This window comes from Sphingobacterium sp. xlx-96 (genome assembly GCF_011007365.1).
In the GTDB taxonomy this organism is placed as follows: Bacteria; Bacteroidota; Bacteroidia; order Sphingobacteriales; family Sphingobacteriaceae; genus Sphingobacterium; species Sphingobacterium luzhongxinii.
This window is the reverse complement of sequence record NZ_WFKM01000011.1, coordinates 70,586-94,877: the sequence shown is the minus strand read 5'-3', so window position 1 is coordinate 94,877 and position 24,292 is coordinate 70,586. Positions and strand designations below refer to the sequence as shown.

The following is a 24,292-nucleotide window of genomic DNA, read 5'->3' as shown; positions in this document are numbered from 1 at the left end:
CTTTCATCTTTTTCATATACGTTACAATGCCTGTGCTCTAGCTAAAAGCGCATCAGCTATCTTTACAATTTTAGAGGTCTCTAGCTCTGCCAAAGCGCGTGCCGCTTCAGCTGCTTTTACAGCTTCTTTTTTCTTTTTCAAGGTGATACAGATCTCTGCAAAAGTACCTTGATTGGAATAAGAATTCTCATTTAGGGCTACGGCTTGCTTTGCCAATACATAAGATTGCTTCAGTACTTTTGCAGAAGGCTCTTTACTTGTTCCATACTTGCCCGAATAGCGTCGAGCGATAAAACTTAACCGCTCGTCTTCCTGCTTAAACAGACCTTTGCGCAAGTGATTTGTGTAATCGATAAATTCCTTATCAGTGCCATGAGCTGCTATCCATTCAACCTTAAACATCGCTGCATCGACTTGACTTGCTTCGTCCGTTTTACTTGAAAAATAAGCTAGACCTTCTTTAAACTGTGCTTCATCCTTAGTACGGATATAATCATACATCGCATATTTCATCAGATGAGCTTCTTTTTTCTCAAATACCTCCGCAGAAAGTAAGCCTTTGAAATATGGACGGTTGTCCATAAAGAATTTGCCATACTTATCCTTTGGACTCTGACCAAATAGCTCAATGATGCTCCAGCCTGCTTCTGACTTTAAGAATGAAGGATCGGCAATTCCATCCAAAGCACTTTTAGCTTCCTCTGTCGAAACGGGATCCACCTTGGTCATAGTAGTAATATAAGCGGCTAAAAAGTTCGGGCTTCGCTCACCAGCCTTATAACGGGCACGAATAGTCGGAATCTGAAAGTTAGGATCTAACGCACGCTTGCCCTCGGCGATAAATTCCTGCATTTCCATTCGGGACTGCGAGCGATACATTAACTCGCCTTCCGTATCCAAAAATAGATAAGTCGGAAAACTACGGATATTGTACTGCTTGGCCACATCAATCCCCTCTCCTACCTCACAGTCAAATTTGATATTGATAAAATTGTCATTGTAAAACTTTGCCGCATCGACCTGATTGAAGACATTGCCTTCCATCCATTTGCAGGGTGCACACCAAGAGGTATAACCATCGACAAATATCAACTTGCCACTTGCCTTCGCTTGTGCTTTAGCCTCAGAAAGGCTTATTTTCTTAAAATGGATAGCTTCTTGGGCCTGTACAAATGTACAAGCCACAAAGAAAACTAAACTAAATATAATACGGTTCATAGGTATTAATTTGCTTTCTAAAATATTTAAAGGCGCATTACCGTTGCTCGATCTGCAAAGTAATACGCCTTTGGATTTATCTTTCGTATTGCGGCATGGTGGGGTTAATATCCAATGCCTTTGGGGCAACAGGAAGGATCATTCGTGCATCACCTGATGACATCCGGAATTCCTTTCCTTCTACATAATGGACTATGTCCTTGGTTAAGTCGCCTGTCTTGTGTAAGCGCTTTAAATCAATCAATCGCGTACTCGCGATTAATGGCATTTCCCTATTACGTTCGTCCAAAACTAGCTGTAAAGTCTGGGCTTTGTTCAAACCGGTAATATGCTTATTGTTTTCAATACGTTTATCTCTTAACGTGTTAATCAAACGCAATGCTTCTGCTGTAGAGCCAATACGAGCTTCTGCTTCCGCTGCGATCAGGTACAGCTCAGGTGTTCCGAACCCAGTGTTGAAATCTATCCATGGGGCCCACAGCACCCGACCAGGAAAGCGGATTACATTTGCTCCAAAGGAAGCACTGTCACGACAGAAGAATAATTCGTACCGCATGTCCTTAGCATCTGCATCCAAGTTACGCTTGTAAGTATCTATCAAGTCATTTGAAGCATAGACCTCTGTATTTAATGATCCGTTTGATGCTGTCCCCATTCGTCCCCAAAGAACCTCATTGTTATCTCTGATTTCTGGAAATTCTTCGTCTACATCTGTTTTTAGATGTACCCTTCCCCAAGTAGACTTTTCCTTGGTCGTATACAGATTATAATCTTCCAAATAATCGTTCAGCTTCAGTGCTTCGCTGGCATTTTCCAAGGCCGCTTTAAAATCCCCCTGATATAGAGCCATTCTACTTAGAAACCCATATCCAACAGACTTTAGGGCTTGGTACTTGTTATTTGAATGGGTTGCAAGGTGAGGTAAAGCGTCTTCTAAATCACGTCGTACCAATTCGTAAATCTTTGCTACTGATACACGCTCATAGCTCTTTGTAATATCTTCAGTAAGTACCAAAGGTACACCTAAATCCGTATCTGCTGTAGCTGTATCATAATGCTTGCTATAGATATTGACTAAAGATAAATACTCAAAAGCTCTACCTACTTTCGCTTCTGCCCACACTCGTTTCTTTTCGGACTCCTTACCATCCTTGGCAGCTAGTACGTTATTGATAATTACATTGAACGTAAAAATATGAGAATATGCAGTTTCCCAATAAATCTCATACTGCCCATCTTCGAATATCGGACCATGTTCAAAAGTGTACAAACGCTTTTGGAATGTCGAATAATAGTCAAAGCTTGCTCCTCTATTCACGTCGACCCTAGTGCCTGACAAAATGTTGTCTGTTATGTAGTTAGAAAATACTGGCGAGGCACGTATCAGACCTTGATCATTCAAAAGTAACTGATAGTCATTGAGCAATTCTGGTATCGTAAACCCTTTAGGCTTCACGTCCAGATAAGAGTTACAACTTGAAAGGAATATAGAAGCTATTAAAGCTATAGAAAATACTTTCTTCATGTTTTTTGATAATTAAATGAATTATAAACCAACCGATACACCGAAACTGTAAGTTATTGGAGCCAAAACACCTCTTGAGGGAGAACTTGGCGGGCGGTATCCCTCCGGAAGGCGAAGATTGCTAGGAGTGCTTCCATAACCGAACCATACTTCTGGATCGATATTGTGCTTATTAGCTGCCCAACGCCACGCATTCATTACTTGACCAGTAACACGAACATAACGCAATGGTGTTTTTTCTACTAACTTGGCCGGTAAATTATAGCTTAACGAGATATCACGTAACTTAATATAGTCTGCACGTTCCACAAATCGATCGCCTGCAGAGTAAATATCTGTTACCGTGTTAGAAGCACCAGCCATGTAACGCGGAGCGATATCGGCATCCACTTCGTCACCAGGGTTTCTCCAGTAGTTCAACCAAAGCCTATCAAAGTTGGCGGTATAATTTAACATCGGGTACTTCGTCAAAGGCTCTGGTCGTACCGAACGCATCACATGACCGCCATTGAAAACAAACATAAAGTTTAAAGAGAAGTCTTTATAGTCAAAACCATTTCGGAAAGCTACACTATACGGAGGAATAGTCGTACCATTGTAAATCAAATCATCCACACTCAACTGCTGTGTTGTCTTGACTAGTGTGCCATCCGCCTTACGGGCTTGCGGCGCTCCAGTAGCATCAAGGCCTTCATAATCAATACTATACAAACTGCCTATTGGCTTACCTACACGCTCCTGTACGGTATTATAGTAGCTGTAAGGCGTACTCTGCTGGGTATAAAGATTTGTTATTTCATTTTGATTGTAGCTAAAATTGAATGTAGAATTCCATCTAAAATTATCATACTGTATTACTTTTGCATTCAAGGCTACCTCGATCCCGCGGTTGCGCATATTACCGTAATTCATGTTCACGACAGACCATCCTAAAGTAGGGTCTACTGCTGTAGGTCCTAACAAATCAGCTGTACTTTTGTTATAGATATCTACTGAGGCTGTCAATCGATTAAATACTGAAACATCTATACCAAAATTGAAAATATCTGTACGCTCCCACCGTAAATAAGGGTTGGGTGGAGATGTAATAGTAGCCTGCATTTCTCCTGTAAAGTAATTCAATCGTGAATTGACCTGAGATATGAGATATGGGCCATTACCTTTAGGTACGTTACCATTTACACCATAAGTCATACGTACTGCCAAGCGGTCCAGCCAATCTTGCTCGAACGTAGGTAATTTATATAAAGCCCCAACTGACCATAATGGTTTATATTGACTCTTGACATCCGTACCAAAGAGGTTGGATTGATCCATTCGTATACTAGCTGACAAGGTTAAATTACGATTGTAGGTATAAGACCCGTTAGCATAGAACGAAACAAAACGATCCAAGAGATCCTCGAAACCTTTTTCCTTTTTCTCTAGTGTGTAATTTCCGAACAAAGACTCTGTATTTTTTAAATTGACTCCAAATAAGTCCTCGTTAATACCTTTGTACACTAAAGAACTCGGGTCATAGCCGTATTTGTAGAGATCGGTAAAGCGACTATTAATCTGACGTCGCTCTGCACCGGCTATCACATTGATGTCGTGCTTATCTCCAAAGGTATTTTCGTAATTCAACTGTCCACGTAAGGTATACGAATTAATGTCATTGCGACGCTCTGACAACTGCGCACCTTGTGGCACGTTACGCTTAATAATTCCATCTTTATCAATCTGCGTAGCATCATTAATTTGCCTAGTAACCGTATTGTTGTCTTTCGCGTAGGTAGTAGCGTTGTAACCTTCTGTGCGCTCTGTCTGGTACATCAAGTCAAAAGTTAAGCCTTTCATTAACTTAAAGTTTGCCCCGACGTTGATATTGAGGTATTTGTTAAAGAAATTGACATGGGTTTTATTAACATGTTCAATAGGCATATAACTCTCATCCTCTAGTCCCAGACTATTTAGCCGGTCTATTTCAAACTGTGACTTATCACCGTACCAATGTGTTGGCGAGCCATCCGCATTGCGAAGCATAAAATAAGATGCTCTACCACCTACATAGTTGTCATAATAATTGAAACCGATATCACCATTTTGTTTCTGATTTTTACCCAATACATTTAGGTTCACATTCATCCAATCGGTCAGTTTTACATTATTTTTGACATTAAAACCGACCCCCTTATTCACTGGACGTCCTTTGTTATAATCACCAGGCTGCGTATAGTTTAACGAATAGCTGTATTTATAACGATCAGTACCACCTGAAAGGGATAGATTGTGCTGTTGGTCCATTATGGTACCGTTCAAAAACTCATCCATATGATTCCAGCGGCTTCTATTACGGTACACATCTAGCTTACTCTCCAATTCTTCATCAGATAGCATACCTGCCTTATGCTCGTGCAATATCAGGTATACATCGTTCATATATCTCTCTTTTTGTATCGACGAATAGTTCGTTGAATTGTACCCAAACATTTGCCTTTGGAAATCTACGAGTTCTGCCGAACTCATTTGGTTCTGGTACTTTTTACTAGGCAATCCTTTAAAAGATAACGTGTTAGCATAATCGATCCTAGCAGGCCCTTCTTTCCCCATTTTTGTCGTAATGACAATAACCCCATTGGAAGAACGTACTCCGTAGATAGAGGCTGCCGAAGCATCTTTTAATACAGTCATCGTTTCGATATCGTTTGGGTTTAGCGCCGTCAGATCTCCTTGATAAGGCATGCCGTCAACAACAATCAAGGGAGCTGCTTCCGCGTTAAGTGTCGCTCTTCCACGAACTTCAATCCCTACGGAATTATTTTTATTCTGAGGATTAAGTAATGAAGTATTCAAATTGAGGCTCATCCCTGGCAATAAACCTTCCGCTCTTTCCAAAAAGCTGGTCTGCAACCTGCCCTCCATATCTTTGGCCGTAACCTGAGAAAATGAACCTGCAGCGCGTTCTTTACTGATTTTTTGGTACCCCGTATTGACAACGACATCTACGGCCTCGACCTCAGCACTCAAATTCTGCAGCACAATCGTCCCCATATTGGTAGATGCTGTTAACTCCATAGGTTTATAGCCTAAACAAGAACACTCTAACTTTTGACCCGCGTCAACCGTCTGCGTAAACTTAAAATAACCTTTTTCATCGGTCACAGTACCCAATTCTGTTCCTTTCACACGGATACTGACACCGCGGACTGGTTTGCCCTGCGCATCTACAATTCGTCCGGATACCTGCTTTTGTTGGACATCGTCCAAAGCCGTAACACGATTTGCGGTATTACTCGAAATCACTCTGGATTTCTCTTTGATTACGATAGTTTTATTATCGATTTCATAACCTAAATCCAAATTGTTCAAAATAGAAACCAAAGCCTGATCTAGTGGCTTTTGTACGATATCGACCGAAATTTTGGTATTCGGATCCACATCACGGGCAGACCATACATAATGGTAGCCTGTCTGTTTGTTGATCGCCATAAAGACCTGACGAACAGATGTTGACTTGGCTTTCAGTGTCACTTGCTGTGCGATGCCACTAGCAGATAGCTGCATCATACAGAAAGTCATAAAAATAGAAGTCAATGACACACGCATAATTTGTCTCCTCCATGTCCTACTACCCCTTATCAGTTGATAGCAGACAAATCGTTTTAATCCAGCAAAATAACCTGTCGAGACACGGTTATCTTGTCCATAATTTTCATACATTTGATTAGGTTTTTAAAAAAAATTGTTGTATTACAGTTTTAGGCCTTCGGGTAGAGGCGCCGCAATCGCTTCTACCCTTCCATTTATTTTTATTTTTCGCTTACATACACCTTTCTGTCATCATATTTAAATTTAATCTTACCAGTCTTACGCAAAAGATCAAGGAGCTCTTCCAACTGCCCAAAACGTGGTACCATCGCTTCAAACCTTTCTCCTTTCAACTTATTATCTTCAATGATAAAGTCAACATCGTACCAACGCCCCACTTGTTTCAGAATTTCATCCAAACGCTCCGAATTGAAAACAAAACTCCCTTCCTTCCATGCCAAAACAGTAGATACATCTACAGGAGTTTTATCTAAGGAATTATTCTGAACTACTCCCTGTTCTCCGGGGATCAACATAAGCTCTTTTTTATCCGTACGTACACGGACAGCCCCTTCAACCAACGTGGTATAGCTTTTCGCATCTTCTTTGTAAGACTTAACATTAAAATGAGTTCCCAATACGGCGATTTCTTGTTTGCTGGTCTTTACGTAAAACGGCTTTAATTCACCATTTGGATTTTTGTCACTTTTCAATTTTCGCTTTACTTCGAAATAGGCTTCTCCATCCATATCAACAACTCTTTCGTAGGTATCTTCCCGATAAGCTAATCTGGTATCCGCATTAAGCCATACCTTGCTGCCATCGGGTAGGGTCATCCGATACTGTCCACCCCGTGGAGTAGTTATCTCAAAGGAAGAAAAATTAATGTTTTCAACACCAGCAACCTTGACACCGTCTTCATAAGTAAGTCCATTGTCCATCAAAACGCCATCCTCTCCGGTGCTTAAAGGAACAACTGTACCATCCGCTAGTTTTAATGTAGCTTGATTCGCTCCAGGGTGAATAGAAGTCATAGAATGTTCTTGATCTGTAACTCTTTTTTGAATGCTAAAAAACACCATGCCTACCACTACAGCTATAGATGCCGCTAAATAGAAGATGAACTTTTTATTATATGTGTTACTTCTGATTTCTGGATGCGAACCTATAGCTATCAAGGCCTTATGCTTGTCCCAAGCATGCGCTGTGTCGAAAGATTGTAGCAATTTTAGATCCTTTGACACATCCTCTTTGCGTAAGACAGCGTCTAATACCTCTTGATTCCGCTCATCCTCGGACAACCAATCTCTTATTAATGCTTTTTCTTGCGCAGTCCACTCCGAAAAATGAGCTGTCACTAAAATCTGGGCAATATGATGAGAGTATCTATCCATAATCAACTATATAACAGAAAGAGGGATTAAAATCTCTAAAGATTCTCTAAAGAAAAACATAAAACACTAGTGATCAACAGCTTTATTTTACAGACGAATGAATTACATCTGCAAAAAGAAGCATAAAAACAAACAATTGATCTTTGTTTAAGATACTCCGAAGTAACTGAACACCACGCATTTTCTGATTGTACACTGTACTCGTGCTAACCTCCAATTGATCCGCGACTTCTTGAGGTGTATACCCTTCCACAAACAACAAGTGTATAACCTTTTGACATTGATCTGGAAGTCTGTCAATGGCAGCATGCAACTCTTGTATAGTCTCTGTGTAAATAATTTGCTGGGTGACCGGAAGATCAACCCACTCTTGGCTATACTTATAGCTTTCTTCCTTGACACGTAGCCGCTTCTCTTTATCCAATAAATTAAGCGCAGCATTTTTACAGCTAACGTAGAGGAACGACCGAAGACTGCCAAGTTCAAAAAAATCGCCACTTTTGTTCCAAAGCTTTAGGAAATTATCGTGAACAATCTCTTCGACAACGAAACTATCTAATCCCATTTTGGTGAGAAATAAACATAACGGCTGGTAGAAAAGATGGAACACAGCCTGGTATGCCTCAGGCTTACCGGCTTGGAAATCCAAAACCATTTGGTCCATCTTATTATTTTCTACAACACTTAACACGTTCAATATTGCTCAAATCTAATAATTATAACGTAATAATAAATAAATACGAGACAAGACTGCTGTAACTATTTTTTAATTTTACTTAAATAAGATGTTATTAAAAAATGTTATTCAGACGTTTATATTTTTTCAATATATCTATTAAGAATGATCGCGTTAGCTCCTGTATACTATGCATAATAGTATACAGGAGTATAAAAATTAAGCGATTAAAACCCAAGTTTAGCAAAGAATCCTGGTTTTCGCCAAGTCCTTTTATAGGTTTGAGCTAATTCTGAATGATCGTCAAATGAACAGATATAATCCAATATAGCATGCGCTTCTTTGATAGCTCCTGCCTCATAGGAGCTTAGCGCTTTGACAAGATAGGCATCCTCTAGTTCTTGGTCGTAAGACCATCCCTGTTCTGTATAAATCGTGTCTAAACGGTTACATAATAGCATAACTTGATCTTTATCTTTCAACTTTCCACTTATTTTTATTCCGTACCCAAGCCAAAGGATATAGTCTTCTGGTTCCATAATACCTTGCAGGTTGGCATCTTCTTGAGCAAATAGTCTTCTTGCTTCGATGAACCGCTCTGTGAAATAATCCGTTTTGACTATCATATATATAGTTTTTGCACGGTCAAAGTCGTTCAACAGAAAATCTCGCTTTTTCTCTAAGTAAGACTTTGCAGCTTGATTAATACGAGCATAATCTTCAATTACATTATAGTATTGCATCAGCACATAATAGGCATGTGCTTCATCTGGATAACGTTCTGCCGTATTCTCGTAATAACGTATGCGATCCTCTATAGGTTCATCTTCCATTAATCTATAGATTATTCCTTCAATAATATTCTTTGCTGCTTCGAAATCCCGAAAGTCATAATCGCTGATTACAGGGCTTTGTAGATGGTGATCATAAATCATATATAACGTCTGCTCAGCCTCGGATTGTATATCCTCGGAAGTTCCTAATTCGTAATCGGCTTCTATCTGACTGGCTAGATGCTGTACGTGCTTGTAAAAAGAAACCTCTTCGGCATTATAATTCGCAAAATAGATGCGCAATGCTTGCTGTAATCCTACAAAATCCTGCCCCCTACGCAAAGCGTCAATCAGGGTATGGTGAAGTTCTTCAAACTCTGAATATACTAAGCCTTCGGCTGCTGTGAGAGCTGCTGCCCCATAGTCTTCGAAGTAAGCTTGGACAATCGCTAGGTTATTACAATTCATTGCCCTATTGTGAATGCCACCGAAATAATCGCTTTTATATTTGTTATCTTCAAAATAACGACGAAAGGCTTCATGTGCTTGTTCATAGAGTGCTAAGCTCAACCTGCGTAATGCTGTCCGATCAGGCTCTAATTCAACTTCCATGATAAAATCATCCAATTCTATCGCATCGTTATATAACTCGCGTGGCAGATCCCTAAATTCTGGTATATCGCTTCGTGTTTGACCATCCGTTAAGTAGGCAGCTATCACTTTTCTGCGCCATGCAGTAGCACTAGCGCCTAGATACACAGCTTGTTCCAATAACGGAAGTGCTTCTTCGTGTCGACCCTGTTCAAAAAGATAGGTGCCCGCAAAATGATATCCAGCGAAGTTCTCCGGAAACAACCCGATGAGAGACAATGCGTGGTTGTAGTAAAAATCAGCAGCAACTCCAACCCTATCGGGATAACTCCGTTCTATAATAAGCTGGTAGTAAAAGACTCTGGGATTATTATATCCATTTTTGATTAAAACATCGAACCTTTGATGCCACAATACAAGCTTCTCCTGAGTTGCTGAACTGGTGTTGTCCCCTTTGATTAACTTCAACAGGATCGTTAACCCAAGATCAATTGCTTCGGCTTCAAATGCCATCTCAGCCAAATCGGTATAGTTATATTCTGTTCTACTCACAAATCGATCTATCCCCTCTTTTATAATGGAAATTAGTTCCTGTTGTGAAATCATTTTGGTATGATCCAATACGTACACTTTCTTCATCCAGAAAATAGAAGTATTTCTATCCCTCAGCTCTCGATTAAAAGCAAATGCCTCCTGACAATAGGTAATAGCGAGATCTATAGTCTCGATTAAAGATGTATAATCCTCTAATGACTCGTAGATCTTAACCTTACTGTCATAGCCGTACACCGCATTTGATGCATCAGCAATCAATCGGTCAGCATAGCCCAGAAACTCTGACTTATTATCCGATGTGATGTGCTGTTTGATACGGCCCACTTGTAACAAATTGAACTGATTTCCTAAGGGATAATCAAGAATGTTGTAAAGCGCTATTTGATGGTCCGGATGTACTTGTAATACCTTTCGAAAATAGGGTATTAAGCGCTCTTGTATTGCGTCGTAAACAGCTTCATGCCCCTTTTCATAAACCCGATCATGATAGGCGACAGCGAGTAGTATAATACTCTCTAGATCGGAAGGATTCGCTTCGATATGCGCCTCGCCCTGTTCTATTAATAAATCGAGTTCTCCCTGATAAAATAACTGTTGTAAATCTTCAAATGTCATCTTCTAAATATTGTTGTACCTCATCTTCTTGTTTAGAGACATTCCCTGTCTCGTGATGGGAGGCCACAAGCTCGGTTTTCGTATGGCTGCAAAATAGAAAGAAAATTAAAAAAACACTTAAAATAAAAAGTCTAGTTTTCAACATCGCTGTACCTTTTTTTTGACCCTACAACTACACTATCTACCTCTAAAATAAATAAATCATACAGATGTTGTTATAAAACTCCCTGTAACTGAATGGAGTCTTTATCGTAACTTTGACTATAACTTGCATGATTCGTTGAGGTCACCAACAAGCATGAGCCAACCCCGCATTTTATCGGAGGAGTGCTTGAATTTCAAAAGTATCATAAAAATTCTGCGAAAGATCTTAATGTATTTTAAGGCTGACACTTTCAGAAAAAAGAACAAAGCATATGGACCATATATCACGTAAAAATTTTATCCGAAACTCCGCTCTAGCAGTAGCAGCTATGTCGCTAGGATCTAACGGCTTGACGGCGGCAGGTTTTCAAAAAAAAGTATTTCAGACCATGAAAAACAAGTTAAGCTTAAAAAACGTCAGACTGGAAACTGGCTTCGAATACGACGGTAACGATGTAATAGCGACAAAAACAGCTCTTTTCTCCGTCGAAATAGAAAACGGTCAAATCACGAAGATAGGTCCGAACCACATAGACTCTGCTGCCATCGACGCCAAAGGTCTTCTTATGCTTCCTTCATTCAAGGATATGCACATTCATCTGGACAAAACGTATTACGGTGAGCGCTGGCAAGCGGTAAGACGGGGCAGTGGTGGTGTTAAAGGCATGATTACTATGGAACAACAGATGCTTCCTGAGCTATTGAAGAATTCAACTTTTAAAGCAGAAAAGTTAATTGAACTACTTCAATCAAAAGGTACCTCCTTCGCACGAAGTCATGTCAATATAGAGCCTACCTCGAAACTAGAGTCGCTAACAAACCTTCAAAAGGCATTAGAAAATAAAAAAATGGGCTTCGGAGCCCAGCTTGTCGCTTTTCCTCAACATGGCGTATTTTATACAGATTCTGTTCCGTACCTAAAAGAAGCGGCTAAAATGGATATCGACTTTATCGGAGGTGTGGATCCATACAGCATTGACGGAGCGATAGAAAGAACAATCGATTTTACAGTACAATTGGCGCTGGACCACGCAAAGGGTATCGATATACACTTGCATGAATCTGGTGAGTCTGGATTGAAAACGGTCGAATACCTTATCGATAAAGTCAATGAAAACCCGGCATTGAAAGGTAAAACTTATTTAAGTCATACCTTCATTTTAGGGCGTATCGACAAAACAAAACAAGAGGAAATGGCTGAAAAACTAGCTGAGTCAAAAATTGGAATTGTGACAACAGTCCCCTTCGGTGGACTGGTAATGCCTATCCCTACCCTACTAAAATATGGTGTTGAAGTCATGTTAGGCAATGACAGTATTGTAGACCACTGGAATACCTTTGGAAGTGGAAGTGTCTTGCAAAAGGCAAATCTAGCCGCGCAGTTGTATGGTTATTCGTCTGAATATGCATTATCCCGAGCATTAAAGCTCGCTACTGTAGGTGTCGTCCCGTTAGATGATAAAGGTCAGCAACAATGGCCAAATGTTGGTGATAAAGCCAATTTCGTCCTGATCGACGCCAGTTGCTCTGCGGAAGCCATATCCCGGATCTCGGAGGTTAAATCGCTCGTGTATAATGGTCATATTGTTTACTAAACAGGAAACAATATGAAAACAGTAATTCTCTTACTCGCATTTGTTATATCGACAGCTTCTTGCCAGTCCAAACAACCCGAGCATCCATTAAATGATAATAAAATGCAACAATCTGATATTCTTACAGCTGTAAATAATGCAGATCTACCCGCTGTACAAGCTGCTTTAACCAAAGGTGCCGATGCAAATTCCAAAGATGAAAGTGGACGATCGCTACTATTAATCGCAACTAACAATAAACAACGGCCTCTAGCAGAGCTACTGCTAAAGTATGGCGCCGATGTCAACCTGCAAGCTTCGAACCTCGATAGTCCTTTTCTTTATGCAGGCGCTACAGGACAAACTGAACTTGTGCAATTATTCCTAGCAAACGGAGCTAAGTTTGATGTTTTCAATAGATACAACGGAACGGCCCTGATCCCTGCCTGCGAAAGAGGCCATGTCGAGACAGTCCGTGTACTGGCGAATACTAAAAACTTTCCTATAGACCATGTCAATCGTCTAGGCTGGACGGCATTGATGGAAGCTGTCATTCTCGGTGATGGCAGCGAGAAATACCAACAAATAGTCCGTATTTTGAAAGAAGCTGGATCAAAACTAAATATTCCCGATAAAGAGGGGCGTACGCCTTTGCAGCACGCTGAAGCGCGAGGCTTTCATTATATAGTCAATCTATTAAGGTAATTAAAACATTAGCCTGAAAATAAGACATTTATTACACACTATATAGCGTCTTTTGCTACCGAGAGAAATATTTCTTTCCTCGGGCAGCAAAAAGGCCGCTAAGTTTTATATTTTTATAAAAACTTTGAAACATGCGTCAAGCCTCAGATTTCTTTCCGGTGTTGGGCCTTCAGGAATTTAGTAAGACTGTCTACACCGGTGATCACCTATTGTACCATGAGTTGCATGGCGAACGTCTGATCGAATCTCCACACAAGCATGATTTTTTTATCATTATGCTGTTTGAAAAAGGTGAAGGGAAACATATTATTGATTTTAAAGAATATGCTATCGGAAACAGGCAAGTACATCTACTATTTCCAGGACAGGTTCACGCATGGCAAATCCAAGAAAAAAGCATGGGATACCAGTTGATGATAAGTCGTCAATGGTTTGAAAACTTTATGCCATCCCTACAGTTTGCGACATCGTATTACTACCAGACACGCCCGGTGTTTGAGATCTCACAGTCTGCCTACCAATCCATGCTTTACGAATTTAAGGCAATACAACAAGAGATCGTCGAAAAAGAGATATCATGGGATATCGTACAGACCCGGATTAAACTCATTTCTTTACTATTGAGTAAGTCTGTCGAGAAAGAGTTTAAAGATTTTGAAAAATACAATGCAACACCCATACTTTCTAGATTCTTAACTTTAATTAATCAACATTTTGCGGCGGAACGATTGGTGTCATTTTATGCTGAAAAACTTAACATTACACCCAACTACCTAAACATTATCTGTAAAAAGACACTAAACAGTCCGGCATCTTCTTTGATAAAGGAAAGGTTAATTCTGGAATCGAAAAGGTTGCTAAAGGTCTCCGATCTTCCTATGAAGGATATCGTATACCGACTGGGATTTTACGATCACGCTGATTTTTCCAAATTTTTTAAAAAGAAAACCGGAATGACCCCGTCACAGTTTAAAGAAGTAGGATAAATAGATTTATTGTTTCTTCAATACCATGCCGTGATCGAAACTCAGGTTGCTTTTATCACTGAAGATCATTTTTCCTTCGCTTTCCTCTATCGCGCCGTATCCCTCGATCAGACCTTCATCGGTAAGCTTGAATACTATCTGGCGCACAGAAGGAACTCCTTCAGAGATGAAATCGTATTCTGCAATAATTACACTATCTTTCAAAGAGCCACTAATCTTACCGATATTTTTATCCTTACCTGAAAAAGCGTATTTTAAATCGCCATATACAGAATCTTTCTCCTGCTTCAATGATAATGAGATGGTATCCTTTTCCGACTGAAACAAATAATCACCAGCTACAGTACTCACATCTGTCGCCGTATTGGAAGAGTTACACGCTACGAGAAAACATAGTGTCATCCCTGTAATAAATGAAAAACATTTAAAAAAACACCACATAGACGTTCTAATTACTTATTATATCCAAACTTAGATAAATTGCATTTTATATACAATATAATTGTGTCACTTGTCCAACAATTTTCACTATTCAAAACAAGGACCTCATGTCTATCCAATATAAGCATATGTTATGCCATCACCTCCCCGATCCGCATGCTCATCCTCAAATCGGCTCACATGATTATATTTTCTAAGGTAGTCCCTAATAAACTTTCGTAAGATGCCATCTCCCTTTCCGTGTACAATCTTCAACGATGGGTAGCCGATCATCACTGCCCGATCCAGAACAAGTTCGATTTTATGAAGCGCATCTTCGGTACGCATGCCTCTGACATCAACCTCTGGGTGAAAGTCTGCAGCAGATCCTGTAGAAACTCCAGAGCTTCTCTTTATGGCCTTAGACTTTTCCTTACTTCTTAGCTTACTTACTCTGCTCATTTTAACCACAGTACGAAGCTCTCCTAAAGCGACAATTAAACTATTGTTTTTCGTGATCTCTATAATTTCTCCCTCAGAACCGGAGTCATCAATACGTATCCAGTCCCCGACAGTAAAAATATCAGCCTCTTTTTTGTCTACTTTGCTTGTTGTAGGTTTCTTTTCTAAAGGAACACTATGCTTATCTAAAGACGCATTGAGCTTAGAACGAATTTCCTTTGTTTTCTCCTTGTCGGCCTTAACAGAACGAATCTCAGAAATGGTATTTTCAACCAAACGATTCGCATCCTTAAGAATCACTTTAGCTTCTTCTTTGGCTTTACGAAGTATCTCTTTCTTATTCTCGTCGATATGTTCTTGGAGGCTCAAATACTTCTCTTTTAGTTCGATCAGTTCCTTCTCTCGTTTATTTACGGCAACTTTCGTATCGAACACCTCCTTTTTATCCCGCTCGAGATCGACCAACAGTGTGTCTACTTTCTTCTGTTGTACACCAATTTTCTGCTTTGCCGACTCTAAAATCTCTTTCGAAAGTCCGATTTTTTCTGCAATCTCGAAAGCATAAGAACTACCTGGTTTGCCCACCTGCAGTATGTATAGCGGTTTCATCTGCTGATTATCGAATAACATGGATGCGTTTTCCAGTCCTGCCGTATGGCTTGCAAAAAGCTTTAAGTTCGAATAGTGTGTCGTAACAACTCCTCTTACCTGCTTTTTATTCAATTGCTCCAATACGGCCTCTGCAATAGGACCACCAAATTGGGGGTCAGTTCCTGTACCAAATTCGTCAATCAAAATTAAAGTACGCGCGTTAGCGAAGGTAGAAAAGTGTTTCATCTTCGAAAGATGTGCACTATAAGTACTTAGATCACTCTCTATAGACTGATCGTCTCCGATATCTGCAAAAATCTGCTTAAATACGCCTAAAGATGAAGTTTCATCGGCTGGAATAAGAAGGCCGGATTGGAGCATCAGCTGCAATAGACCTACAGTCTTCATACAGACCGATTTGCCTCCTGCATTGGGACCTGACACTAAGATAATCCGATCGGTATCGTCGATCTTAATGTTTAAGGGTACCACCGAATGGCTACTATCCTTAAGCGAATTCAAGAATAACAGAGGATGCTTTGCCTGTACTAAGTTGATCCCCGCTTCTTTGGATAGTATAGGCATATTAGCCTGTATATCGAGAGCAAATAGTGCCTTTGCGCGAACAAAATCCAGTTTGGTTAATAACCCATGGTATGCTAATAACAACGGTACATGAGGCCGGAGTTCGGTTGTCAGATCTGTCAAAATACGAATTACCTCTCTCCTACGTTCAAATTCCAGATCTCTTACTTTATTATTAAGGTGAAACACCTCTTCTGGTTCAATATAAGCAGTTTGTCCAGTAGCTGATTCGTCGTGAATTAATCCTTTAACTTTTCTTTTATTCTCCGCAAGAATAGGGATACACATTCGACCGTCCCGAATGGTCAGGTTACCGTCTGCCGTCCATCCTTGAGCCTGCGCTTGTTTGAAGACGCTCTCCAATCGTTTGCGAGCTTCTTGTTCGCTTTTTGCAATCTGTTGTGTCAGATCCAATAGCAATCTAGAGGCGTTGTCTTTCAGTTTACCCCGATCATCCAGTACCTGCTCTATCGATCGGACAATAGATTTTTCTATTGGAAGATGTTCAAATAGCAATTCAAGGTGCGCATACTGTCCAGCTCTATCATTAAAATATTTTATGATCGCATACACCGTCCGTAGAGACAGTAGAATTCGGTAAAACTCTTCTTCGCTTAAAAAGGCACCTTCCAACTTAGCCTTTTCAGCTAATGGTTTAATCGCATAGATATGATCCACCGGCAAAGGTGCGTCATGCAGCAATAAATTTTTGAACTCATTGGTTTGCTTCAAAAAGCGATCAATCTGATCCATCTTCACTTGTGGTTGTATTTTGTCAACCATCAGTCGCCCAGCTTCACTCAGGCATTTTTCTTTTACCAGGTTACGAATTTCCGTAAAGCCTAGTTTTTCTATCGCATTCTCAGGGTAAATCATTAATTAGTAGATTTTCGCAGCACTTTCTTTACATTCGATGTATCGGACATAGCTGCAGGAGCCACCGTTTCCAGTCTTTCTTCGACCGGAATCTGTTCCTGCGGACTATCTAAACGCTGTGGCGTAGTAGGCACTGTCGGAGCTATAGCAGGCACTTGAATGCCGTAAGCATTGAGGTTGAGTTCCGCCTTAGAGAGAAAATCTGTACCGTACTGTGAATAGGTATACGCTGTACTGTCCCTATGTACATTAAGAATCATATTTTTCATCATTTCTGTATGTCGCTGGAGGCGCATGGCATTACGAATGCTATCTTGAACAACGGCATTCTGTACAGAATCTATACGATGATATTCCATATCCTTTGCCGTAAGCGTCTTGCCGATACTGGTATATATCTTCTCCGTTAAAACCGGACTACCCAAATAGTAATCTAAATTTTTTATGAACCCCGCAGAATCTAACTTGAATTTCTTAAATGCATTCTCATAAAATACCGGCATTACCTTGCGGCCGCTATCTATAGGTAATGTATTCAAGTAAGCATCTATCAACGACACTTCTGCCATCAGCTCTGTCATATCCTTTTCGGATAAGACTCCCTTTGGCTTCTGCTTACCACAGCTGGCAAGCAAAAAAAACAATAGAATAATGATGAAATTTACGCGCTGCATTGTTTAAATTTGTACAAATTTACAAAATGCCTTTGTAATAGGTACCTTTGTAAATCATATCTCCAAAAATAATTTTCGAATAATGGACATAACTGCAAATATTCAGGAAGCACAACATGAATTAAATCCGATAGGTGTGACATTGGTAGCGATTTCTAAGACCAAGTCTATAGAAGATATACAAGAAGCATACAATGCCGGCCAGCGGATATTTGGTGAAAATATGGTTCAAGAGCTTGTTGAGAAGCAAGAAAAACTACCCAAGGACATACAATGGCACCTGGTAGGACATCTACAGACAAATAAAGTGAAATATATCGCTCCATTTATTGATATGATCCAAGCCGTAGATTCATTAAAACTACTCGCTGAAATCAATAAGCATGCTGCCAAGCATGCTCGTATTATAGACTGCCTGCTTCAGGTAGATATCGCCCAGGAGGATACCAAGTTCGGTCTGGATCACCCTGAGGTGATTGAACTTCTCGAAAGCAGTGATTTTAAGGCTATGAAAAATGTTCGTATACGCGGCTTAATGGGTATAGCAACCAATACCGACAAAGAGAAAGAGATTAAGGAAGAGTTTTACGAACTTAAAATGCTCTTCGATGGTATCAAAGTGAGCTACTACCGTAAGGATGATAACTTTGACACGTTATCTATGGGAATGTCTTCGGACTATAAACTCGCGATAGAGCAAGGTAGTAATATGGTTAGACTGGGCAGTAGTCTTTTTGGAAAGCGGGTAATCAAACACTTTAAGGCAAAGTAAATGGGAATTGTTGTACGTGTAGCGCACAGAGATGATTGTTCTGCTATGATGGAACTGATCAAGGAGCTAGCTATATTTGAAAAGGAGCCCGATGCTGTTACCGTCAGTATGGAGGAATTTGAAGATGCGGGATTTGGAGCAAATCCGGTATGGGGGGCATTTGTCGCCACAGATCAAGATAAGATTGTCGGATTATCTTTGTATTATATTCGCTACTCTACTTGGAAAGGAAGAAGACTTTACTTGGAAGATCTTATTGTTCACCAGCCGTACCGAGGTCAAGGAATAGGAAAACAGCTTTTGGACCGAACTATCGAGTATGCCAAGACAAATGACTTTTCGGGAATGATGTGGCAAGTTTTAGATTGGAATACTCCAGCTATAAAATTCTACGAGTCGTACAATGCTTCATTAGATGGAGAATGGATCAATGTAAGTTTAAGCTTTAGAGAATAATGCGCAGCGGGATACTGTTTATATTTATTTTTGTCGCACTCTCCTGTGCCAACGAACGAACGAAAAGTAAATCGTCAGTCAATTTGCCTGAACTAGCGACAAAAGATACTGTCAATTATTCGTACCAAACCAAACGGGAAATAAGTTCCTATTTCGTTGGGGATTCAACACATATTGACACGGCATATTATCAGATCACCTACCCTATTTTTGCAGATAAGGAAATCGACAAAGCGCTACAAGAAGCTATCTTTATAGACAGGGAGAATAACGCGGATGATGCTGCTATTTCATTCTTAAATGGATACAACGAATTTGTTGAAGAGAGCAGCACTACGGCTATACATTCAGCATGGTATAAAAAGTTACAGAGTCAGATCATTCTTAATACACCGCTTTTCCTGACATTACAAACATCTATTCAAGAATATACGGGAGGAGCCCATGGTAATCATGTAACTATTTTCACTGTTTTTGATACCGATCGTCTCAAAAAATTGAGCCTGTGGGAAATAATTGTAACGGGCGGTTTGAAAGTGCTGACCAAGAAAGCCGAGGCTAAATTCCGTAAACAGGAAAGCCTTTCTGATACCAGCTCGCTGATTAAAGATTTTTTCTTTGAAGATGGAATATTCGCATTAAATGATAACTTTGGGCTCACAAAAGATAGGTTGATTATCTACTATAATGAATATGAGATCAAACCCTACTCAGAAGGTATTACTGTCATTGAGTTGCCTTATGATGATATTTCGGATATTTTAAATGAACGGGGCAAAAGGTATATAGATAATATTCAACAATAAATAGCTTCAATCAACCGTCACTATTAATATATATAATACATTAATGCAGGTTTTTAAATTTGGTGGCGCATCTGTAAAAAGTGCCGATAACATAAAAAATGTAACTTCCATATTGTCGAGATACAAGTCTTCTGAATTACTTGTCGTAGTCTCCGCTATTAACAAAACGACAAACAAACTGGAAGAACTTACACAGGCCTACTACTATCAGGAAAAGGATACATTTGCATTATTAGCGGAAATAAAAAAAGATCATTTTAATATTCTTAAGGACTTGTTTGAGGATGCAAATCATCCGGCATTTGATGAAATTAATAATTGTTTTGTGGAGATTGAATGGATTTTAGAAGAAGAGCCTCAGGATACCTATGATTATCTTTTTGACCAGATAGTATCTGTCGGAGAATTGGTATCTTCTAAAATACTTGCAGCGTACTGCTTGCATATCGGTATCCCTACAAAATGGATTGATGCACGAAATTATATCCAAACCGACAACACCTATCGCGAAGCTCAAGTTAACTGGGATTTAACGGAAGACAAAATAAGAAGGGATCTACCTGAAATCCTGGACAATAATTTGATTGTGACTCAAGGTTTCATCGGGTCTACTTCTGAAAACTTTACAACAACGTTAGGAAGAGAAGGGTCCGATTATTCAGCTGCAATTTTTGCCTCTTGCCTTAATGCGGAAGATATTACCATATGGAAAGATGTACCTGGAGTTTTAAATGCCGACCCAAAATGGTTTGAAAAAACTGAACTGATTCCGGAATTGTCTTATACTGACGCAATTGAGTTAACCTATTACGGAGCCACGGTAATACATCCCAAGACTATCAAGCCATTACAAAACAAGAAGATCACACTTAATGTAAGATCGTTCTTAGATCCGGAAAGCCCGGGGACGAAGATCAGAACAACAAATCAGACACTTCCTGTTCCTTCGTTTATATTTAAGGTAAATCAGACCTTCATCAGTATACAACCGCGTGACTTCTCCTTTATTGTGGAAGATAACCTGAGTCATATCTTTAATCTTTTTCACCAATATCGTATTAAGGTTAACATGATGCACAACAGTGCGATCAGCTTTTCGGTTGCTATAGACAGTACTGGTCAGAACATCGAAACTTTGCTGGCGGAGTTAGAAAAAAGATACAAAGTCTCTGTAGAACGGGGTCTTGAATTGATCACCATTCGTTATTATAATCAACAGACAATTGACCGCGTACTAGTAAATAAGGAAATAATTCGCGAACTTAAGGACAGTTATACTTGTCAGATGTTAGTGAAAAATATTGATGAATAACCATATACTGGATAAAGAAGTACAGGCCTTTATTAAAGCTAACCGGGAGCAATCACCGAGTAGCATGGCTTTAAAGAAAAGTCCGTTTAATGCAGTGAGTTCTTCGGAAATTGCTGCTCAGATCGATGGCTGGCAGCGTGCAGTACGGAAACTTCCGACTTGGGCTTTCTCTTCTAATATATATTATCCGCACAAGATAAACATCGAACAATGCTCTTCTGAACACACCGCATTGATCAAACAGACGCTCATCAAGAAGGGAAGCAAAGTTGTGGATGTTACTGGCGGTTTCGGTGTCGACAGCTGCTATATGGCACAGGAGGCGGAAATCGTCGTGCATTGCGAACTTAATGAGAGATTATCACAGATCGTCAAGCATAACGCCGCTGTACTAGGAGTTCCCAATTTGGTCTGTATCGCAACCGACGGCGTAGAATTCGTCAGAAATCAGGATAATAATTCATTAGATTATATCATGATCGATCCCTCAAGAAGGATCAATAATTCTAAAGTTTTTCTACTGGAAGATTGCGAGCCTAACATCATCGCCACCCAAGATATGTTCTTTGAGAAGTCAAGGTTCATCATCTGTAAGGTATCTCCGTTACTGGATATCAGCACTGCACTACAAAAATTAAAGCATGTCAAGCTCATCTATATTATAAGTGTAGATGGAGAGTGTAAAGAGTTATTATTTATTCAAGATGCTAATTATACGGGCGAGCCTAGACTTGCAGCGATAAGATTATTTCTAGATCAAATCCAGACGCTTAATTTCACTTTAGAGGAAGAGAGACAGACTTTAATACGGACTTCACAGCCGCTAACTTATCTATATGATCCTGATGTTTGCGTTACGAAGGCCGGCGCTTTCAAAACCGTAGCCAAGCGATTCAACCTTTTCAAAATACATACACACTCCCATCTGTACACTTCTTCCGATTTCCAGGAAGATTTTACGGGAAGGACATTTCTTATAAAATCAGTATTTACCCTATCCGCTTTTAAGAAAAGACAGTCCATTGACAAGGCGAATGTGGCTTCAAAAAACTTCCCGATGAAGGTTGAAGAAATTAAGAAAAAGTTTAAAATCAAAGATGGTGGTATCGAGTATCTTTTCTTTACCACGGACTATTTAGGTAATCCGATTGTCATACATGGACATAAGGTTTAATAAAAGACAAAAGCATTACAGATCCTTTTTTCATTCCTTGTATCTTTAAGTTATGGAAAAACTAAAAATTTCTGTGCTAGAGTTAGCCACCATCTGTAAAAACAGCAATGCATCGGAAGCTATCAAGAGAGCCGTCATCGGTGCCCAACATATAGAACGTTTAGGTTATCATCGCATATGGCTGGCCGAACACCACAACATGCAGCATATTGCCAGTTCGGCCACCGCAGTACTTGTTGGTCATATCGCAGGCAAAACATCACGAATACGGGTGGGGTCGGGAGGTATCATGTTGCCTAATCATACCCCTTTGGTGGTGGCCGAACAGTTTGGCACATTGGAAAGTATCTATCCCGGTAGAATAGATTTAGGTCTGGGGAGAGCACCAGGCACCGATCAACTCACCGCAATGGCGTTACGTCGAAACAACCTTAATACTTCGTTCTACTTTAAAGACGATATCTTAGAACTTCAACGTTATCTGGATGAAAACAATGTTGATGCAAAAGTCCGGGCATTTCCAGGCGAAGGTCTCGATGTGCCAATTTATATCCTCGGTTCTAGCACAGATAGTGCTTACTTAGCAGCTGAACTTGGACTCCCCTACGCATTTGCAGCCCATTTTGCTCCAGCAATGTTAGAGCAGGCTTCTGCAATATACTACAGCAACTTCAAGCCTTCGCCGACCCTAAAAGAACCCTATTTTATTATTTGTGTCAACATTGTGGCTGCATCGACGGAGACTGAGGCGCATGTCTTGTCAACTAGCTTGTTCAATATGTTCGCAGGGATATTGACCAATTTAAGAAAACCTCTATCTCCTCCTACTGACAAACCCATTTATCATGGAATACCTGAAATAGAAGAAGCTGTAAACCGCATGGTTAGCTGCACTTTTATCGGTACAGAATCGATCATCAAAAAGGAGGTGCTTGATTTTGCAAATCAACACAAAGCCCATGAAATAATGACAACAAATTATATCTTTGACGATGCAAAGCGTTTGGAAGCTTTTGACATTATCGCCAGCGCATTACATTAGATATAGGTATATGATAAAATACGGCTATTGCTTTCTGTTCATGGTTCTTATTTCCGCCTGTCAACAAAAGGCGAGCGAGACCCAAAAAACGAGGACAAACGATTCGGTTGGCGTCGGTATAATCGTCCAAAGTGATAGTATTGCAACATCTATAGTGCCCCACAAGATTCCGATCTCCTCAGACTCGATTATCGAAGGGCATGTATTAATGCCTGTTCGTTATCGTGTATGGGGAGATCCCGTATCAAAGATTATCAACAAGAACTGGCTTGAATTACACTTAAAAGACGGTTCTTATGCAGTAACTTCTGCGCTTTACCACATCGAAAATGAAGATGAGGAACCCTGTTCAGGCCTTCCGACGGAGACGATTGTACCCAAAGAAGATGTTTTAGTATTCTTCAATATACCTACCATACAAAAAGGTACTGTAGACAGTATCGCTTTTACAAAGTCGATCATTGAACCAGGAGAGCCATTCCAATTTACGTATCAAGATCAAAAGTATCAGCTACAGGCTTCAGGTATCCGATTCTATAAAGATGAAGAACGGAATAACCCAAATACCAACTATACCCTAAAATTGTATCGCGAGGGCAAACTCATTCGTACGTTAATCAACCAAACATCTTATAACGATACGGCCACCGAATTAAAATTTATTGGAGACCTGGACAGGGATAAACAATTAGACTTTATCTTTTCCAGCCCGAGGGATTATGAAGAGATGCGTCTACTCATCATATTATCTGGTAGTCCACAAGCCTATGAAGGCATTATGCAGTTTGACTGCTAG

Annotated in this window: 19 protein-coding genes; 10 read left to right on the top strand and 9 right to left on the bottom strand. The window is 40.0% G+C overall.

Going from position 1 to position 24,292, the window contains the following annotated elements:
• Window positions 1–21: 21 nt before the first annotated feature.
• The 6 genes from G7B20_RS14535 to G7B20_RS14510 form a co-directional block, all read right to left on the bottom strand.
• Complete coding sequence (locus tag G7B20_RS14535) at window positions 22–1,218, bottom strand: thioredoxin family protein (RefSeq protein ID WP_164112147.1); 1,197 nt, start codon at window positions 1,216–1,218, stop codon at window positions 22–24.
• Between the two features lie 76 nt (window positions 1,219–1,294).
• Entirely contained in the window at window positions 1,295–2,743 is a 1,449-nt protein-coding gene (locus tag G7B20_RS14530; RefSeq protein ID WP_164112146.1) for a RagB/SusD family nutrient uptake outer membrane protein, read from the bottom strand.
• Window positions 2,744–2,764: 21 nt separating this feature from the next.
• A complete protein-coding gene (locus G7B20_RS14525; RefSeq protein ID WP_164112145.1) occupies window positions 2,765–6,445 on the bottom strand; it encodes a SusC/RagA family TonB-linked outer membrane protein in 3,681 nt (1,226 codons plus the stop codon).
• A gap of 89 nt (window positions 6,446–6,534) precedes the next feature.
• Complete coding sequence (locus G7B20_RS14520; protein WP_164112144.1) at window positions 6,535–7,707, bottom strand: FecR family protein; 1,173 nt, start codon at window positions 7,705–7,707, stop codon at window positions 6,535–6,537.
• 82 nt (window positions 7,708–7,789) lie between these two features.
• Complete coding sequence (locus tag G7B20_RS14515; protein WP_164112143.1) at window positions 7,790–8,371, bottom strand: RNA polymerase sigma factor; 582 nt, start codon at window positions 8,369–8,371, stop codon at window positions 7,790–7,792.
• 239 nt (window positions 8,372–8,610) lie between these two features.
• Window positions 8,611–10,917, bottom strand: a complete 2,307-nt coding sequence (locus tag G7B20_RS14510) for a hypothetical protein (RefSeq protein ID WP_164112142.1) — start codon at window positions 10,915–10,917, stop codon at window positions 8,611–8,613.
• 416 nt (window positions 10,918–11,333) lie between these two features.
• Here G7B20_RS14510 and G7B20_RS14505 point away from each other — a divergent pair, with 416 nt between their 5' ends.
• The 3 genes from G7B20_RS14505 (at window position 11,334) to G7B20_RS14495 (ending at window position 14,326) form a co-directional block, all read left to right on the top strand.
• A complete protein-coding gene (locus tag G7B20_RS14505; RefSeq protein WP_164112141.1) occupies window positions 11,334–12,656 on the top strand; it encodes an amidohydrolase in 1,323 nt (440 codons plus the stop codon).
• Between the two features lie 12 nt (window positions 12,657–12,668).
• The gene (locus G7B20_RS14500) at window positions 12,669–13,340 is read left to right on the top strand and encodes an ankyrin repeat domain-containing protein (protein ID WP_164112140.1); all 672 of its coding nucleotides are present in this window, start codon (window positions 12,669–12,671) and stop codon (window positions 13,338–13,340) included.
• A gap of 131 nt (window positions 13,341–13,471) precedes the next feature.
• A complete protein-coding gene (locus G7B20_RS14495; RefSeq protein ID WP_164112139.1) occupies window positions 13,472–14,326 on the top strand; it encodes a helix-turn-helix domain-containing protein in 855 nt (284 codons plus the stop codon).
• 6 nt (window positions 14,327–14,332) lie between these two features.
• On the opposite strand, the gene G7B20_RS14490 is transcribed toward G7B20_RS14495, so the two are convergent.
• The 3 genes from G7B20_RS14490 to G7B20_RS14480 all read right to left on the bottom strand — a co-directional run bounded on the left by G7B20_RS14490 (window position 14,333) and on the right by G7B20_RS14480 (window position 17,934).
• Window positions 14,333–14,728 carry a hypothetical protein gene (locus G7B20_RS14490; protein WP_164112138.1) on the bottom strand — a complete coding sequence of 132 codons (396 nt, stop codon included), beginning with the start codon at window positions 14,726–14,728 and terminating at the stop codon, window positions 14,333–14,335.
• A 150-nt stretch (window positions 14,729–14,878) separates the two neighbouring features.
• Window positions 14,879–17,260 carry an endonuclease MutS2 gene (locus G7B20_RS14485; RefSeq protein WP_164112137.1) on the bottom strand — a complete coding sequence of 794 codons (2,382 nt, stop codon included), beginning with the start codon at window positions 17,258–17,260 and terminating at the stop codon, window positions 14,879–14,881.
• On the bottom strand, window positions 17,260–17,934 hold the full coding sequence (locus G7B20_RS14480) for a DUF4296 domain-containing protein (protein WP_164112136.1): 675 nt from the start codon (window positions 17,932–17,934) through the stop codon (window positions 17,260–17,262). Before G7B20_RS14480 ends, G7B20_RS14485 begins: the two co-directional genes overlap by 1 nt.
• An 82-nt stretch (window positions 17,935–18,016) precedes the next feature.
• Here G7B20_RS14480 and G7B20_RS14475 point away from each other — a divergent pair, with 82 nt between their 5' ends.
• The 7 genes from G7B20_RS14475 to G7B20_RS14445 are packed head-to-tail and all read left to right on the top strand — an operon-like array spanning window position 18,017 to window position 24,292.
• Window positions 18,017–18,706: a YggS family pyridoxal phosphate-dependent enzyme gene (locus tag G7B20_RS14475; protein WP_164112135.1), complete on the top strand. Its 690-nt coding sequence runs from the start codon at window positions 18,017–18,019 to the stop codon at window positions 18,704–18,706.
• Window positions 18,707–19,162, top strand: coding sequence for a GNAT family N-acetyltransferase (locus tag G7B20_RS14470; protein ID WP_164112134.1), 456 nt, complete (start codon window positions 18,707–18,709; stop codon window positions 19,160–19,162). It abuts the gene before it with no gap.
• Window positions 19,162–19,968, top strand: coding sequence for a DUF3298 and DUF4163 domain-containing protein (locus G7B20_RS14465; protein WP_164112133.1), 807 nt, complete (start codon window positions 19,162–19,164; stop codon window positions 19,966–19,968). Before G7B20_RS14470 ends, G7B20_RS14465 begins: the two co-directional genes overlap by 1 nt.
• A gap of 43 nt (window positions 19,969–20,011) precedes the next feature.
• A complete protein-coding gene (locus G7B20_RS14460; protein WP_164112132.1) occupies window positions 20,012–21,280 on the top strand; it encodes an aspartate kinase in 1,269 nt (422 codons plus the stop codon).
• The gene (locus tag G7B20_RS14455; protein WP_164112131.1) at window positions 21,273–22,454 is read left to right on the top strand and encodes a THUMP-like domain-containing protein; all 1,182 of its coding nucleotides are present in this window, start codon (window positions 21,273–21,275) and stop codon (window positions 22,452–22,454) included. The genes G7B20_RS14460 and G7B20_RS14455 overlap by 8 nt, the downstream gene beginning before the upstream one ends.
• Window positions 22,455–22,506: 52 nt before the next feature.
• Window positions 22,507–23,496, top strand: a complete 990-nt coding sequence (locus G7B20_RS14450) for an LLM class flavin-dependent oxidoreductase (protein ID WP_164112130.1) — start codon at window positions 22,507–22,509, stop codon at window positions 23,494–23,496.
• Between the two features lie 10 nt (window positions 23,497–23,506).
• Window positions 23,507–24,292, top strand: a complete 786-nt coding sequence (locus G7B20_RS14445; protein WP_164112129.1) for a hypothetical protein — start codon at window positions 23,507–23,509, stop codon at window positions 24,290–24,292.